The following is a 16094-nucleotide window of genomic DNA, read 5'->3' as shown; positions in this document are numbered from 1 at the left end:
GACAGAGGAACCATGAGCGATCACGAATCCACCTATGTCCCGAAAACCGCTGTTGAGCGGTGGATGGACACGCGCCTGCCGATCATCCGTTTCGGCATGGACTATGCGAACCTGCCGACCCCGAAGAACCTGAACTACTGGTGGACCTTCGGCGGCATCCTGGCGCTCTGCCTGATGACCCAGATCATCACCGGCATCGTCCTGGCCATGCACTACACCCCGCACGTCGACATGGCCTTCGCCTCGGTCGAGCGCATCATGCGCGACGTCAACGGCGGCTGGCTGATCCGTTACGTGCACGCCAACGGCGCGTCGATGTTCTTCATCGCCGTCTATCTGCACATGCTGCGGGGCCTCTACTACGGCTCCTACAAGGCGCCGCGCGAGATGATCTGGATCGTCGGCTGTGTGATCTTCTTCCTGATGATCGCCACCGCCTTCCTGGGCTACGTCCTGCCCTGGGGCCAGATGTCCTTCTGGGGCGCTGAGGTCATCACCAACCTGATCGGCGCCATTCCGGTCGTCGGCGAGCCGATCCTGATCTGGCTGCGCGGCGGCCCGGCGATCGACAACGCGACGCTGAACCGCTTCTTCTCGCTGCACTATCTGCTGCCGTTCGTCATCGCCGGCTGCGTGGTGCTGCACCTGTGGGCCCTGCATGCCGCCGGTCAGAACAACCCGGTCGGCATCCTGATCCCGAAGGACCGTCAGGCCAAGGACACGCTGCCCTTCCACCCGTACTTCACGGTCAAGGACGGCTTTGCGATCATCCTCTTCCTGATCCTGTTCGCGGTCTTCGTCTTCTATCAGCCGAACGCCCTGGGTCACGCCGACAACTACATCCCGGCCAACCCGCTGCAGACCCCGGCGCACATCGTGCCTGAGTGGTACATGCTGCCCTTCTACGCGATCCTGCGCGCCATCCCCGACAAGTTCGGCGGCGTGGTGGCCATGTTCGCGGCGATCGGCGTCCTGTTCGTCCTGCCGTGGCTGGACACGTCCAAGGTGCGCTCGATGCGCTACCGCCCGACGATGAAGACCTTCTTCATCATCTTCCTGTTCGTCTGCTTCGGCCTGGGCTGGTGCGGCGCGCAGCTGCCGGACGCTCCGGTGGTCCCGGGCATGCCCAGCTTCAACCTGATCGACGGCCAGCTGAACTCCTACCTGTGGCTGACCCGCCTGTTCACGGCCTACTACTTCGTCTTCTTCCTGGTGCTGATGCCGGTCATCGGCCTGCGTGAGAAGCCGCTGCCGATCCCGGCGACGATCTCGGAGCCCGTGCTCCCGTCGACCGCAGCCGAGAAGGCGTGAGCGCGATGATGAGCAACGAGAAAAAGACCGTGTCCTTCCGCAAGATCCTTGTCTCTGTGACGGCCGCTGTCGGCCTGGTCGCCATCGCCGCTCCGGCGATGGCCGCCGGGGGTGCCAAGCATCCGCGCGACGGCGGCTTCAGCTTTGCCGGGCCGTTCGGCACCTTCGACCAAGGCCAGCTGCAGCGCGGCTACAAGGTCTACAAGGAGGTCTGCGCCTCCTGCCACGGCATGGACCTGGTGCACTTCCGTAACCTGGGCGACAAGCACGGGCCGTTCTGGAACCCTAAGTATCCGAACCCGAACGACAACCCGGTCGTGAAGGCTCTGGCCAAGGAAATCCAGGTTGCTGACATCGACTCGGAAACGGGCGAGGCCCTGATGCGTGACGCCACCACGGCCGACCGCTTCCCCAACCCCTATCCGAATGCGACGGCGGCGGCTGCGGCCAACGGCGGCGCCATGCCGCCGGACCTGTCGGTCATGGCCAAGGCCCGTCACGACGGCGCCAACTACATCTACTCGCTGCTGTCGGGCTATTCGGCTCCGCCGGCGGGTCTGAAGATGACCGAGACCCAGCACTACAACCCCTATATGGCCGGCGACATGACGCCGTTCTGGACCGGCAAGGGCGAGGTGCCCAAGGGCGGCTTCATCGCCATGCCGCCGCCGCTGAGCGCCGGTCAGGTCACCTATGACGACGGCACCGAGGCGACCGTGGACCAGATGTCCAAGGACGTCGCCGCCTTCATCGCCTGGACTTCCGAGCCGAAGATGGTCGAGCGGAAGCAGATGGGCTTCGGCGTGCTGATCTTCCTGCTGGCCTTCGCGGGCGTGACCTACGCCAGCTACCGCCGCATCTGGAAGGGCGTCGCTCACTAAGAGCCGCGCGCGTCAGATCGAAACGAAACGAACCCGCCGGAGCGATCCGGCGGGTTTTTTCATGGCCGGTCGGCGCCTGTCGGCGGTCGACACCCGCGGTCCGGCTGACTACGGTCCCGTCATCGAATTCTTCGAGGGGTGAACCTGTATGCGTATCTCGTCTTCCGTCGCCGTTCTGGCGTTCGCCGCCGCTCTGGGCGCGTCCGCCGCCGCCCAGGCCCAGACCACGCCCGCCTTCGACGCCGCGCGCATTTCCGAAGACATCCGCGTCCTGTCGGATGACAGCTTCGAGGGGCGCGGCATCGCCACCCCGGCCGAGCAGAAGGTCATCGACTATCTGAGCCGCCAGTACGCCGCCGCTGGCTTCGCGCCGGGCGGCGAGAACGGCGGCTGGACCCAGGCGGTCGGGCTGAACCGTTTCGCCGTTTCCAACGTGGCGGGGCGGCTGAAGCTGGGCGACTGGAGCCAGTCGCTGACGCAGGGTCAGGAAGTCACCATGACGACACGCCTGCCGGGCGCTGCGGTCGACCTGAAGGACAAGCCGCTTGTCTTCGTCGGCTACGGCATCAGCGCGCCCGAGCGTGATTGGAACGACTTCAAGACCGACGTGCGGGGCAAGGTCGTCGTCGTCCTGGTCAACGACGCCGACTTTGAAGACCCGTCGCTGAACACCTTCGGCGGCGAGGCCATGACCTACTACGGCCGCTGGACCTACAAGTTCGAGGAAGCCGCGCGTCAGGGCGCTGCGGGCGTGCTGATCGTGCACGAGACCAAGCCGGCGTCCTACGGCTGGACCACGGTCGCCAACTCCTGGGGCGTGCCGCAGTTCGACATCGTGCGCGCTGATCCGGCGTCTGAACGCGTGGCGATGGAGGGCTGGATCCAGTGCGATCTGGCGGTCGATCTGTTCCGCCGCGCCGGGCTCGATTTCGAGCAGGAGAAGATCAAGGCGCGCAGCCGCGACTTCCAGCCGGTCGAGCTGAAGGGCGCGACGGTTGACGCCAGCTTCGACGTGAAGACCCACCGCATCGTCACCCACAACGTCGTGGCCAAGCTGGAAGGCTCGACCCGCCCGGACGAGACTATCCTCTACACCGGCCACTGGGACCACATCGGCATGGGCGAGCCGGACGCCAATGGCGACCGCATCTTCAACGGCGCCATCGACAACGCCTCGGGCACGGCGGGCCTGCTGGAATTGGCGCGTCAGTGGTCGGCCGGACCGAAGCCGGAACGCACCATCGTCATGATCAGCTTCACCGGCGAGGAAAGCGGCCTGCTGGGGTCGGAATTCTACGCCGCAAACCCGCTGTACCCGCTGGAGAAGACCGTCGGCGGCTTCAATCTGGACTCCGCGGCCGTGTTCGGCCGCATGAACAAATTGGGCGTCACCGGCTACGGCCATTCGGAGCTGGACGAGCCGGTGATCGCGGCGGCGGCGGCGCAGGGACGCGGCTTCGTCGGCGATGCTGGGGCCGCCGCGGGCATCTACTTCCGCTCGGACCACTTCCCGCTGGCCAAGAAGGGCGTGCCGATGGCCTATCTGTCCTCGACCGGCGATTTCGTCGACGCGCCGATCGAGCCGCGTCAGGCCAAGGCCGCCGACTATCGCGCCAACCGCTACCACCAGGCGGCGGACGAGTGGGAGGCCGATTGGGACTACGCCGGCATGCTTCAGGACCTGGAGGTCATGTTCAAGGTCGGTCAGGGCCTGGCCAACAGCCGCGACTGGCCCGAATGGAAGGCCGGTTCGGAGTTCGGTCCCGAGCGCGCCAAGAGCGCCGCTCAGCGCCGTTGATCCGTCTTTCGAGACGAACATGACGAAAATGTAAGGGGCGGCCTCGCAAGGGGCCGCCCTATGACTGTGCGCAAGAGCCTCGTGGGGGAGGCCAAGGGAATCGCCATGCATCATCGTTTCATTCGCGGCGTCGCCGCTGCGGCTCTGCTGCTCGTCGCGGGCGCCGTGTCGGCTCAGGACTTCTCGGCCCAGCGCCTGTCGGATGAGATCCGCATCATCAGCGCCGATGACTTCCAGGGCCGCTATCCGGGCACAGAAGGCGAGAAGAAGACGCTGGACTGGCTGCAGGCCCAGTACGAAGCCATGGGGATGGAGCCGGGCGGTCCTGACGGCCAATGGCTGCAGGTCATCGACCTGAAGCGGCTGACGCCCAAGGGCCAGCCGACGCTGATCTGGTCTGGCGCCATGCCTCAGGGGCGAGCCCTGATCGCGGGCGCGGACTTCACCCTGCGCGCGATGAACGACGCAGCGGCTGGTGAGGTGATCGACGCGCCCGTCGTCTTCGCCGGCTACGGCATCCACGCGCCCGAACGGGGATGGGACGACTATGGCGATCTGGACGTGACGGGGGCGGTCGTGCTGGTCGTGGCGGGCGAGCCGGACGGCGAACTGTTCAACGGCCCCTACGCCACCAACTATCAGTCCGCCGCCTATAAGGCCGACGAGGCCAAGCGGCGCGGCGCGGTCGCGGTGCTGACGGTCATCGACGGCGACGCGGGCGCCGCCGCCTGGCGACGCGAAACCGGCGGGGCGACGCGCACCCGCACCCTGACGCCCGGTTCGGCCGAACTGACGCTCAGCGGCGCGGTCAACCGTGATATCGCGGCTGAAATGGGCGTCAATCTTGCGACGTTGAAGCCCCGGCTCCAGACCGGCGATTTCCGCGCCTTCCCGCTGGATGTGCGGATCACCGCCTCGGCCGAGGAGACGGTCGAAATCCTGCGCACCCACAATCTGTTGGCCCGCATCACCGGCAGCGAGCGCCCGAACGAGGCCATCATCTATTCGGCCCACTGGGACCATGTCGGCGTCAATGAGAACGCCGCCGGCGACGACAAGATCTTCAACGGCGCCTGGGACAACGCCTCGGGCACCATCGGCGTGGTCGAGATGGCGCGTCAGCTGAAGGCCGCCCCGGCGCCGAAACGCAGCATCGTCTTCGCCCATATGGCGGCGGAGGAAATGGGCCTGCTGGGCGCCTACGCCTATGTCGCCGATCCGGTCTATCCTCTGGAGACGACGGTGGCCGACATCAATATCGACATGCTGCCTCTCAGCGGCCCGACGAAGGACGTGCCCATCTTCGGCAAGGGGCAGAACAGCCTTGAGGACGACCTGCAGGCTCTGGCCGAGAAGGAGGGCCGCTATGTCTCCGACGACGGCCAGCCGCAGCAGAACTTCTACTATCGCTCCGACCACTTCCCCTTCGCTCGTGCCGGCGTCCCGGCCCTGATGCCCTGGCACGGCGTGGACTGGGTCGAGGGCGGCCGCGAGGCGGGACTGGCGGCGTGGAAGGCCAAGTTCGGCGCCGACTATCACCGTCCCAGCGACGAATGGTCGGCGGACTGGGATCTGCGCTCGGCGGTCGAGAATCTGACCCTGCTGTATCGCCTGGGTCTAGAGCTCGCCAACGGCGACGAGTGGCCGACCTGGAAGCCGACGTCTGAGTTTGGTCAGGTCCGCGACCGCAGCGCTGCCGCGCGGCGCTAGAGGCGGCTTACGCGCAAGAAGAAAGGCCCTCTGTCCATTGCCGGGCAGAGGGCCTTCTCATGTCAGCCTTTGACGGTCAGACCGCCGCCAGCGCCTGATCCAGGTCGGCGATCAGGTCGTCAATGTGCTCGATGCCCACGGATAGGCGCACGGTGTCCTCGGTCACGCCGGCCTTCTTCAGTTCATCTGGCGACAGCTGGCGATGGGTGGTCGAGGCCGGGTGGCAGACCAGCGACTTGGCGTCGCCGATGTTGACCAGCCGGGTGAACAGTTTGACCGCGTCCTGGAAGCGGGCGCCTGCGTCACGGCCGCCCTTCACCCCGAACGTCAGCAGACCCGAGGCCTTGCCGCCGAAATACTTCTGGATCAGGCCGTGATCCTTGTGCTCGGGCAGGCCGGCATAGTTGACCCAGTCGACCTTGGGGTGGGCCTTCAGCCACTGGGCGATGGCGGTGGCGTTCTCGACGTGGCGGTCCATGCGCAGGGCCAGCGTCTCCAGCCCCTGCAGGATCAGGAAGCTGTTGAACGGCGAGATGGCCGCGCCGGTATTTCTCAGCAGCACCGTCCGCACTCGGCCGATGAAGGCCGCCGGGCCGAAGGCCTCGGTATAGATCACGCCGTGATAGCTGACCTCGGGCGTGTTCAGGCGCGCGAAGCGCTCCTTGTGCTCGGCCCAGGGGAAGGTCCCGCCGTCGATGATGGCGCCGCCGATGCTGGTGCCGTGCCCGCCAATATATTTTGTCAGGGCGTGGACGACGATGTCGGCGCCATGCTCCAGCGGGCGGGTCAGGTAGGGGGTGGGCACGGTGTTGTCGACGATCAGCGGCAGGCCCTGCGCGTGGGCAGCGTCGGCCAGGGCGGCGAAGTCCACCACATTGCCTAGCGGATTGCCGATGGACTCGCAGAAGACCGCCTTGGTCCGGGCATCCGTTTTGGCCGCCACCGCCGCGATGTCGTCGGCGTCGATGAAGCGCACCTCGATGCCGTACTGGGGCAGGGTGTGGGCGAACAGGTTATAGGTGCCGCCATACAGGGCGCCCGTGGCGATGATGTTGTCGCCGGCCTCGGCGATGGTCAGGATCGCATAGGTGATGGCCGCCATGCCCGAGGCCACGGTCAGGGCCGCGACCCCGCCTTCCAGCGCCGCCAGACGCTGCTCCAGCACATCGGACGTCGGGTTCATGATGCGGGTGTAGATGTTGCCCGCCACCTTCAGGTCGAACAGGTCGGCCCCGTGCTGCGTGTCGTCAAAGGCGTAGCTGGTGGTCTGATAGATGGGCACGGCGACCGACTTGGTGGTCGGATCGGGCGCATAGCCCGCATGCACGGCGAGGGTATCGAACTTCATGGCTTCCCTGGAGAATTTTCAGCGTCAGTCGGCTGATTCATCCAGGGCTTTGGCGATACCCGCAAGGGCATAAGTTTGCAGCAATTCTATCAGGGCGGTCAGATTTTCTAACCGCCCTGAGAAAATGCCCTAGTTGTTGAATAGGAAATGCATCACATCCCCGTCCTTGACGATATAGGCCTTTCCTTCGGCGCGCATCTTGCCCGCTTCCTTGGCGCCCGCTTCGCCCTTCAGCGCGACATAGTCGTCGAAGGCGATGGTTTCGCCGCGGATGAAGCCCTTTTCGAAGTCGGTGTGGATCACGCCCGCCGCCTGCGGCGCGGTGGCGCCGACGGGGATGGTCCAGGCGCGCGCTTCCTTGGGGCCGACCGTGAAATAGGTCTGCAGGCCCAGCAGTTTGTAGGCCTCGCGGATCAGGCGGTTCAGGCCGGGCTCTTCCAGACCCAGGGTCTCGAGGAACTCCTTCTGCTCCTCGTCGTCCAGGACGGCGATTTCCGACTCGATCTGGGCCGAGATCACCACCGAGTTGGCGTTGTCCTCTGCGGCGCGCTTGGCCACCAGGTCGGACAGTTCATTGCCCTTGTCGGCCGAGCCTTCCTCGACGTTGGCGACGTAGAGGGCGGGCAGGGCGGTCAGCAGTTGCAGCATGTCCCAGGCCTTCTTGTCCTCCTTGGACACCTCGGCCAGACGCGCGGGCTTGCCGTCGCGCAGTTTTTCGAGCGCGGCGTCGATCAGCTTGAGGTTCAGCTGGGATTCCTTGTCGCCGCCCTTGGCGCGCTTCTCGATCTGGACGCGGCGACGCTCCAGGCTTTCGAGGTCGGCCAGCATCAGCTCGGTCTCGATGATCTCGAGGTCCGAGATCGGGTCGATGCGGTTCTCGACGTGGGTAATGTCGTCATCGACGAAGCAGCGGGCGACGAAGGCGATGGCGTCGCAGTCGCGGATGTTGGCCAGGAACTGGTTGCCCAGGCCTTCGCCCTTGGACGCGCCGCGCACCAGACCGGCCACGTCGACGAAGGTGATCCGCGCGGGGATGATCTCCTTGGACCCGGCGATGCCGGCCAGGACGTTCAGGCGCGGCTCCGGCACGGCCACGTCGCCGGTGTTCGGCTCGATGGTGCAGAACGGATAGTTGGCCGCTTGGGCCGCCGCCGTCTTGGTCAGGGCGTTGAACAGGGTGGACTTGCCGACGTTGGGCAAGCCGACGATCGCGACTTTCAGGGCCATTGTATTCCTCGTGAGCGCGAGCCTTTAGCCGGTTCGGGCCGGTTTGTCAGGCTTGCGCCTTCAAGAGAGAGGCTTACTCCTCCGAATCGACCACCGGCGGTTGCTTGATCGCCGCATGAACGCTGATCGGACCGGCCTTTTCGAAGGTCAGGGTGAAGGAGGCGATCCGGCCATCGACCAGAGGATCGCGCAGACCCATCAGCATGATGTGGTTGCCGCCCGGCTTCAGCTCGACCGGCGTTCCGGCGGGCAGGGGCAGGCCGTCGTGCAGATGAGCCATGCTCATGATCCCGTTCTCCATCTTCATCTCATGCACCTCGGCCGACTGGGCCAGGGCGGTGGAGACGCTGACCAGACGGTCGTCGGACCCGGCCGTCAGGGTCAGGTAGCAGCCCCCGACCTTTGCGCCGTTGGGCGTGGGGCGGCACCAGGCGTCGGCGACCTGGACCGTGCCGGGGGCGACGGCTGCATCCTTGGCGGCTTCGGTCGATTTCTCGGCGGGCTGGCCGCATGCGGCCAGGGCCAGGGCGGCGGCTGAAAGGGCGGTCAGGGCGAACAGACGTTTCATGTGGAAGCTCCTTATCAAGAGGCTGCGGCGGGCTTGGACCCGGTGAGCGCACGCACCGCTCGGTTGAGCAGGAGGGCGGCCACGAGGCTCAGTCCCGTCAAGGGATAGAGGATGGATAGGGGGATGACGATGCACAGCACGGCGATTCTCGCGCGCGGGCCGGGCGGAGCGGGCGGGGCGCCGGAGCGGCGGCGCGACAGGCTGGGCGGGCGGCGCTTCCACCACATGATCAGGCCGCTGATCGCCAGCAGCCAGACGGCGAGGCAGCCGATCAGCATGGCGATGCGGTTGATCCAGCCGTACTGCATGCCCTGGTGGACGGCGATGCCCCATTCAAAGCCCTTGGCCATGACGCCGAACTGGCTCCAGCGCAGGTCGGCCTTCACCGCGCCGCTGACGCCGTCGACATAGAGGCTGCGGGCGTCCTCGGCCTTGCGGGTCTGGCGGGCGACGGTCCAGGCCAGATCGGGCGACTGGGGGATGCTGACGGTGAATGGGCGCGGCAGCCCCTGTTCGTGCGCCGTCTGAAGCACGCGCGTCAGGCTGGGGGCTGAAGGGCCGTGCGCGTGGCCGTGATCATCGGCGGGCAGGACGGCGTTCTCCAGCGTCCAGCCCACGCCCGCCGGGGCGTCGTGAGGCTTGGCGTGGCTCCAGGGGCTGGCGGCGGCGGGCGCGGGCGGGCGGCCCAGACCCGTGCTCCGCATGACGCCCATGAACTGATCGCCCCAGACGGCCGACCACGGCATCCCGGTGACGGCGAGGAAGATGATCACCCCACCGACGTAGAAGCCGGTCAAGGCGTGGAGGTCGCGCCAGAAGGGACGGCGGCGGGCGTCCGTCTCGCTAGGCTTCAGCACGGCGCCTGCGCGGCGGCGCGGCCACCACAGGTAAAGGCCGGTGGCGCACAGGATGATGGCCCAGCCCGCGACGATCTCGACCAGAATGTTCAGCCCCGTCCCGATCGGGCCGCCGAACAGGCTGAGGGAGTGGAGTTTCTTGATGGTCTCCGTCACCCCGCCATAGGCGGTGACGCCGGTGACAGTGGCCGTGTGAGGGTCGACGAAGACGGTGCGCTGAGAGCCGTCGGGACGGTCCACGCGGACACGCACGGCCTGATCGGCGCGGGCGGGGACGATGACGTTCGCCGCGCGACCCTCGCCCGCAATGGCGGCGGCGCTCAGCCATTGATCGGGATCAGCTTGCTGAGCGCTGGCGGCAATCTGAATCATGGAGCGATAAACGGCGTGGTCGATCTCATCCTTGAACAGATACAGGCCGCCCGTCAGCGTCAGCAGCATCAGGAACGGCATGACCAGCACTCCGGCGTAGAAATGCCAGCGCCAGACGGCCCGATAGGCGCCGGACATTACGTCCGGCGCCTTGTTGTTGAGAGGGGCGGTCATCAGTAGGCCAACCGCATGCCGATGAAGACCGAACGGCCCTCGCCGGGAAAGAAGACGGCCGTCTGTGTCGTGCGGGCGTCCGTCACGGCCGAGAACTCGCCGACGTAGCGCTTGTCGGTCAGGTTGCGCGCGTCGATGTAGATCGAGGCGTTCGGGCCCATGTTGAAGCCGCCGGTCAGGCCCAGCACCGCATAGTCGGGCGCCTTCATCGTATTGGCGTAGTCGACATAGGGCCTGCTGATCCGCCACTCGACCGAAGGCGTGACGAAGACACCCGTCGGGTGGCGCCACGTCAGTTCGGCCCGGTACTGGTGCTCGGGCACGACCGGCAGGCGGTTGTCGCCCCAGCGCGCGTCGCCGTCGAAGCGGAAGTCGCTCCAGTTATAGACCTGACGCAGCATCAGCGATCCGTCCGCCAGTTCGACCGGCAGGGTCCAGTCCAGCCCGGCCTCGATCCCCTGGTGGATGGTCTTTTTGGCGTTGAAGGTGGCGGCGGGAATGTCGGGGCCGGTGATGAAGTTCAGCATCTCCCCCTCGATCCGGCTGCGATAGGCGACCAGATCCCAGGCCAGAGGCCCGCGACGACCGCGCGTGCCGATCTCGCCGGTCCAGGCGTCCTGGACCTCGACCGGGGTGAAGCCGGTCAGCGGCGCCTGCACCAGGGCCCCATAGGTCGGCGGCTCGACCGAGCGGGTGACGTTGGCGAAGACCTGGGCGCCGTCCTCGGCTTCCCACAGCAGGCCCAGGCGCGGGGAGAACCAGTCGTAGTCGATGCTGTCGTCGTTCGCCGGCGTCATGCGGTCGGCGTAGTCGCGCGTGGCGCGGCCCCACGATCCGCCCGCGACCAGGGCCAGTTGGTCGGTGAGGAACAGCCGCCCCTCGGCGAAGACGTCCAGGCCGGAGGCGTCCTGACGCGCATCGGCGGTCTTGGCGCCGCGCTGGCCCGCCAGGTTCACATAGCGCAGGGCCTCGACCTCTCCGTCACGCAATGAGAAGCCGTAGAAGGCGTCGGCGCGCAGGCCGCCGATCTGGCCGGTCCAGTCGATGCGGGCGAAGGCGCCGCGCGTCGTGCTGTCCTGATCCATCACCTGGAAGATCGGGTGATACAGCGACTTCTCCCAGCCCCAGATCGCGGCCTCGAACAGGGTGGAGTCATTGAAGCGCCAGCGGGTCTGAAGCGTCAGCCGCTTGACTGTGAGGTCGCGGGCCTGATCGCCGGACAGGGCGCTGGCCGAGGCCATGCGCGGGGTCTCCAGCGCCTGTTTCAGGGTTAGGGAGCCGGGCATGTCCTGTTTGATGTCGGCGGCCTGGGCGATCAGGCGCACCTCGCGGTCCTCGCCGAACGAGCGGCCCGCGTTGACGGTCAGGCGCCCCTGCGACTGCCGGCTGTGGTCGCGCCAGCCGTCGCCCTGCATGGCGGTGGCGGCGGCGTAGACGTCCCAGTCGCCATAGGTTTCGGCGACGGCGCCGTGGGCGCGCACGAAGCCGTAGCTGCCGCCCTCGACCTGCATCAGGGCGCGCTGGTTCGCCGTGCGGCCGGTGGGGGTGACCAGGTTGATCGCTCCGCCCAACTGCGCGCCTCCGAAGCGCAGGGTGTTGGCGCCCTTCCACACCTCGACATAGCGGGCGCTGAGGGAGTCCACGCTCTGGAAGTCGGAAAAGCCGTCGGCGTCGGCGAAGGGCACGCCGTCCTGGGCGAACAGGACCCCGCGCTGGTGGAAGCCCTGGGCGATGCCCGAGCCGCGGATGGACAGGCGGCTTTCCTCGCCGAACCGCTTTTGCGCCAGCACCCCGGGGACATTGCGCAGGGTGTCGGAAAAGCCCTGCACGAAGCGGTCGGAATAGCTTTCGGCCGACACCACGGCGACGGCGCCGGGGGTGCGGCTGAGACGGTCGCGAGCCTCGGCCACGACGGCAGGATCTTCGGCGTTGCGGCGGCCGGTGACGATGATGCTGTCGACGACGGTGGGGCTGTCAGCGCCGGGCAGGTCGTAGGCGAAGGCGAGGGAGGGCGCCAGGCAGGCGCCGATCAGCAGGGCGCACGGCGCCGCAGCGGTCTTGAGAAACATGAAACTGAAGTCCTGAAAACAGAGGTGCAGTCGCAGGCGTCGCTATTGGACGCGGGCGAGGCGGCAGAGGTTCTGGTTTTCAGGCGTGAGGCGGGGCGCGCGATGGCGGCCGCGGCGGGGCCCGGGCCGGAGGCGGCGGGCTGGCGATGAAGGGGGCGTAGACGACGGCCTGCGACAGACGCACGACCGGCGACGGCTCCGGCGCAGGCGGCGCAGGCAGGGCGGCCAGCAAAGGCATGACGCAGGCGGCGCATTTGGCGCCCATCTCCGCCTTGATCGGGCCGTCGACGCCGCCGGACTGGATGGTCTGGGGACCGTCGGCCGAGCAGATGACGATGGGCTGGCCGGGCGTGGAGGCGGCCAGAGCCGCAAACGGCATCAGGCTGCCGATTACGATGGCGAACGTCGCGGCCAGGAAGGCCAGCGAGCGCCAGGTCGACCAGTTTTCTGCCTGAGAGCGGGTCACGATGCAGGCCCCTTAAACCTTCCCATGCGGGGAAGCCAGACCGTGCGGAGCGGCCGACGGTCGCGCGGCGCCTCGACAATGCCGCTTTACCCGTGCCAGCGTGGCGGTCGAACAGCCATCGAGGACACGCATGATCCGCGCCATCGGACCTTTCGCTCTCGCCCTGCTTCTCGCGGCGCCCGCAAACGCGCAACAGGTGGAGGAGGGACCGGGCGGTCCCGACCGCGTCTCTCTGACGGTCTATAATCAGAACATCGCCCTGGTGGAGGATGTGCGGAACCTGAACGTGCCCGCCGGGCGCTCGCGTCAGGAGTTTCCGGGCGTTTCCGCCAGCATCCGGCCCGAGACGGTCGGCCTGTCGGGGCGGGGTCTGTCGGTGGTCGAGCAGAACTTCGACTATGACCTGCTGACGCCCGGCAAGCTGATGGAAAGCGCGGTCGGCAATGAGATCGGCATCGTCCGCACCAACCCCGGCTCGGGGGCGCAAACGACAGAGCGCGCGCGTGTCCTTGCGGCGAATCAGGGCGTCGTGCTGCAGATCGGCGACCGTATCGAGGTGCTGCGCGACGACGGCGTGCCGACGCGCGTCATCTTCGACCGGGTGCCGCAGAACCTGCGCCCACGCCCGACGCTCAGCGTCACCCTGGACGCCGAAGGGGCCGGGCGGCGCGAAACGACCTTGTCCTATCTGACCTCGGGCCTGACGTGGAAGGCGGACTATGTCGCCCGGTTCGATGAGAAGGCGGGCAAGCTGGATCTGACCGGCTGGGTGACGCTGACCAACAACTCCGGTGCGACCTTCAGCAACGCCCAGACGCGGGTAGTGGCGGGCGACGTCAATCTGATCGGCAATCAGGGCGGCGGTTATAATCCGCGCCAGCCGGTTCGCGGCGGCAGCGTGCGCGGCAATGGAACCCAGACGGGCGGAGAAGGCGCTCTGGCCGATGTCTATGTCTATCCGCTGCCTGAGGCCGTCACCGTCGCCAACAATCAGACCAAGCAGGTCGGACTGATCGACGCGGCCGGCGTGCCGGCGACCAAGCGTTATCTGCGGGTCATCAACGGCTTCTCCACCGCCGAACAGCCGATCGCGGCCGAGGTCGGGGTCATCTTCGCCAACGGATCAGGCGCCGCCGCGCGCGCCCTGCCTGCGGGCGTGATCCGCGTCTATGTGAAGGATGAGGCGGGCGAGCCGCGCTTCATCGGCGAAAGCCAGGTCGACCACTCGCCCGCCGGGTCCGAGATCGTGGTGACGACCGGCGACGCCTTCGACGTGACGGTGCAGCCGCGCCTGGTGTCGTCCGAGCGGGTTTCCCGACGCCTCGTGGACTATTCCCGCACCCGCTATGCGATGGAGTACACCGTCCGCAACGCTCGGCCCGAGCCGGTGACGGTCGAGGTGCGCCAGCGCGGTCTGGGCCGCGACACCGAACTGAGCGAGCAGAGCATTACGGGCGAGATGCGCGATGCGCGCACTGTCGTCTGGCGCGTGCCGGTGCCCGCCAACGGCGAGACCAAGCTGACCGCGACCATCACCACGGGCGGCTGATCTCATGCGCCGCCTTCTGGCGATCACCACGGCGCTAAGCCTTCTGGCCCCCACGGCTTGGGCGCAGACGGAGAGCGTGTCCGCGCGCCCGGATGGGGCGACGGTGGTGATCTATCGCGACCGGCCGGTCGATACGGTCGCCCTGATGGAACAGTCGCGGCAGCCGTGGAGCCAGCTGGACCGGCAGGGACTGGCCCTGATTGTCGAGACGCGCACCGTCGATTTGCCCGCCGGGGAGGGGATCATCCGCTTTCGCGGACTGGCCACCGGCGTCGTGCCCCAGAGCGCGGTGCTGGAGGGGCTGCCCGCCCATGTGGTCGAGCGCAACGCCGACTTTGACCTGCTGTCGCCGTCCAGCCTGATGGAGAAGTCGGTGGGCGAGGTGGTGCGTGTCGTCCGCACTAACCCTGCGACCGGCGAACAGGTCGAAAAGGCCGCCGTTATCCGCGCAGGCGCGCAAGGCGTGGTGCTGGAGATCGACGGCCAGTTCGAGGCGCTGGACTGCTCAGGCCTGACCGAGCGGGTCGTGTTCGACCGCGTGCCCGAGGGGCTGGGCGATCAGCCGACCCTGTCGGTGCGCACGCGGGCCGAGCGCGCCGGGCGGCACACGGTGACGCTGGCCTATCTGACCACGGGGCTGCAGTGGTCGGCCGACTATGTGGCGCGTCTGAACCCCACGGACGGCACGCTGGACCTGACGGGGTGGGTGACGCTGGCTAACTTCGGCGGCACGGGCTTCCCCGACGCGCCGGTGCAGGTGGTGGCGGGCACGCTGCGGAAAGACGCAGGCACCACGCCCGTCGAGCCGCTGGTTCGCTATCAGCAGAATCAGTGCTGGCCGCAGGGCACGACGACGTTTGGATCGGGACAGTTCGCGGGCTATGGCGGGGCTCCTCCGCCACCTCCGCCGCCGCCGCCTCCGGCGCCTTCTGCTCCCATGCTGCGGATGGTCGCCAATGAGGCGCTGGATGAAGTGGTTGTGACCGGCAGCCGGATCGCCCGTCAGGGCGAACTCGGCGACTACAAGATCTACTCCCTGCCCGAACCGACGACCGTCGCAGCGCGCCAGACCAAACAGGTGCGTTTTCTGGAGCGCGACGGCGTGGTCTATGAGCGGGTCTATCGCGCCGGACTGCTGAACGCAGACGAAGAATCCCATCCGATGGGCGTGGTCCTGAAGCTGCGCAATGAGACGCGCGCGGGGCTCGGCGTGGCCCTGCCGGGCGGCTCGGTGGCGGTGATGCAGCCGGCTGGCGCGGGCGGCGTGCTGCTGGCTGGTCAGGACCGATTCGAGGACAAGGGCGTGGGTCTGCCGGTGCGGCTGAACTTCGGCCAATCGCCCGACGTGCGGGTGCAGACGCGGCTGGTGAAGAGCGGCAGTTCTCGACGGGGGGCGGTGACGACCCAGCGTTCCGAAATCGAGACCACGGTCACCAACGCCCGCTCCGAGGACGTCACCGTGGAACTGGTCGCTGACGCCGCCATGCAGCGCGGTTTCCGCCTCCGCAGTCAGTCGGTGCGCAGTCGGGTGGACGACACCGGCTATCCGGTCTGGACGCTGAGCGTGCCTGCCAACGGCGCGGCGACGCTGAAGGCGACGTGGACGACGACGGATTGAGGCCGTGATTCTCCCTCCCCTTCATGGGGAGGGTGGCTGAGGCCGCAAGGCCGAAGTCGGGTGGGCGCGGCGAGGCTATTTAGGCGCTGAGGACCGATCACCATGCCCTCCCCACCCGGTCGCTGCGCGACCACCCTCCCCATGAA

General features: G+C 67.4%; 12 protein-coding genes. 6 read left to right on the top strand and 6 right to left on the bottom strand.

Features of this window, described 5'->3' with window-relative positions; genetic code table 11:
• Positions 1 to 12: 12 nt before the first annotated feature.
• The 4 genes from DA69_RS07205 (at position 13) to DA69_RS07190 (ending at position 5700) form a co-directional block, all read left to right on the top strand.
• The gene (locus tag DA69_RS07205) at positions 13 to 1311 is read left to right on the top strand and encodes a cytochrome b (RefSeq protein ID WP_025978100.1); all 1299 of its coding nucleotides are present in this window, start codon (positions 13 to 15) and stop codon (positions 1309 to 1311) included.
• 5 nt (positions 1312 to 1316) lie between these two features.
• Complete coding sequence (locus tag DA69_RS07200; protein ID WP_025978099.1) at positions 1317 to 2192, top strand: cytochrome c1; 876 nt, start codon at positions 1317 to 1319, stop codon at positions 2190 to 2192.
• Between the two features lie 148 nt (positions 2193 to 2340).
• Complete coding sequence (locus DA69_RS07195; RefSeq protein WP_025978098.1) at positions 2341 to 3990, top strand: M28 family metallopeptidase; 1650 nt, start codon at positions 2341 to 2343, stop codon at positions 3988 to 3990.
• 60 nt (positions 3991 to 4050) lie between these two features.
• Positions 4051 to 5700, top strand: coding sequence for a M28 family peptidase (locus tag DA69_RS07190; protein ID WP_025978097.1), 1650 nt, complete (start codon positions 4051 to 4053; stop codon positions 5698 to 5700).
• A 76-nt stretch (positions 5701 to 5776) separates the two neighbouring features.
• Here the strand turns inward: DA69_RS07190 and DA69_RS07185 are convergent, their stop codons facing one another.
• From DA69_RS07185 to DA69_RS07160, 6 genes are all read right to left on the bottom strand, one after another.
• Positions 5777 to 7048, bottom strand: coding sequence for an O-acetylhomoserine aminocarboxypropyltransferase/cysteine synthase family protein (locus DA69_RS07185; RefSeq protein WP_025978096.1), 1272 nt, complete (start codon positions 7046 to 7048; stop codon positions 5777 to 5779).
• A 129-nt stretch (positions 7049 to 7177) separates the two neighbouring features.
• Positions 7178 to 8275 (bottom strand): redox-regulated ATPase YchF, encoded by a 1098-nt coding sequence (ychF, locus tag DA69_RS07180; RefSeq protein WP_025978095.1) that lies wholly within the window; start codon positions 8273 to 8275, stop codon positions 7178 to 7180.
• A 73-nt stretch (positions 8276 to 8348) separates the two neighbouring features.
• The gene (locus DA69_RS07175; protein ID WP_025978094.1) at positions 8349 to 8843 is read right to left on the bottom strand and encodes a copper chaperone PCu(A)C; all 495 of its coding nucleotides are present in this window, start codon (positions 8841 to 8843) and stop codon (positions 8349 to 8351) included.
• 14 nt (positions 8844 to 8857) lie between these two features.
• The gene (locus DA69_RS07170; RefSeq protein WP_025978093.1) at positions 8858 to 10246 is read right to left on the bottom strand and encodes a PepSY-associated TM helix domain-containing protein; all 1389 of its coding nucleotides are present in this window, start codon (positions 10244 to 10246) and stop codon (positions 8858 to 8860) included.
• On the bottom strand, positions 10246 to 12315 hold the full coding sequence (locus DA69_RS07165) for a TonB-dependent receptor family protein (protein ID WP_025978092.1): 2070 nt from the start codon (positions 12313 to 12315) through the stop codon (positions 10246 to 10248). Before DA69_RS07165 ends, DA69_RS07170 begins: the two co-directional genes overlap by 1 nt.
• Positions 12316 to 12394: 79 nt before the next feature.
• Positions 12395 to 12781, bottom strand: coding sequence for a DUF2946 family protein (locus DA69_RS07160; protein ID WP_024353107.1), 387 nt, complete (start codon positions 12779 to 12781; stop codon positions 12395 to 12397).
• A 130-nt stretch (positions 12782 to 12911) separates the two neighbouring features.
• Here DA69_RS07160 and DA69_RS07155 point away from each other — a divergent pair, with 130 nt between their 5' ends.
• The gene (locus DA69_RS07155) at positions 12912 to 14330 is read left to right on the top strand and encodes a DUF4139 domain-containing protein (protein WP_025978091.1); all 1419 of its coding nucleotides are present in this window, start codon (positions 12912 to 12914) and stop codon (positions 14328 to 14330) included.
• A gap of 4 nt (positions 14331 to 14334) precedes the next feature.
• Positions 14335 to 15948 (top strand): DUF4139 domain-containing protein, encoded by a 1614-nt coding sequence (locus DA69_RS07150; protein WP_025978090.1) that lies wholly within the window; start codon positions 14335 to 14337, stop codon positions 15946 to 15948.
• The last annotated feature ends 146 nt before the right edge of the window (positions 15949 to 16094 follow it).

The organism is Brevundimonas naejangsanensis (assembly GCF_000635915.2).
Lineage (GTDB): Bacteria > Pseudomonadota > Alphaproteobacteria > Caulobacterales > Caulobacteraceae > Brevundimonas > Brevundimonas sanguinis.
The sequence above is the reverse complement of the archived record's forward strand: the minus strand, read 5'-3'. Positions and strand labels throughout refer to the sequence as shown.